1 pseudogene is annotated in these 502 nt (G+C 53.2%); it reads right to left on the bottom strand.

Going from position 1 to position 502, the window contains the following annotated elements:
* Nucleotides 1-11: 11 nt before the first annotated feature.
* Nucleotides 12-502: pseudogene (locus WMO75_RS19840) on the bottom strand (CHC2 zinc finger domain-containing protein); the annotation flags it as partial.

Raw genomic sequence — 502 nt, forward strand, 5'->3', positions numbered from 1 at the left:
CCTTGATTTCCTCAATGCTCTGGGGCGGCTGCATGGCGTTCATGGTGTTTTTTAGTTCTTGCTGCGTCTGCGGCTGCAAGCTCTGCCATTCGCTGTTCAAGCTGTATCACATCCTTTCCGTAGTCCGTAATCAAAGCCACTTTTTCCTCCGTTTCCCCAAAGAGCAGCACATCCAGCAGATATTCCACTTGGTCTTGCTTCTGTAAGGCTTCCACAAACCGGGGATGAAAAGCTTCCTCCGGGGAGTGCGGGGCATATTCCTTTCTCCATGCCCGAAGCAGGTGGAGATAGTCGGAAAGAATACGGAAGCAGCGGTTTTTTGTTGCCTGAAACTGTTCCTCCGGAGATTTCTGCCGGGGCTTGGTTTTTTTGCCTTTCCCGGCGGTTTCCAGTCCTCATAGGAAAGCCCGAAGTCCTGTGCCAGTTGTACGGCGGCTTCTTTCTTTCCCAGCCCATACAGGGCGGCGGCAAAATCAATCACATCCCCATCCGCACCGCAGCC

The sequence above is a fragment of the Blautia intestinihominis genome (assembly GCF_040096655.1).
Classification (GTDB): Bacteria; Bacillota; Clostridia; order Lachnospirales; family Lachnospiraceae; genus Blautia_A; species Blautia_A intestinihominis.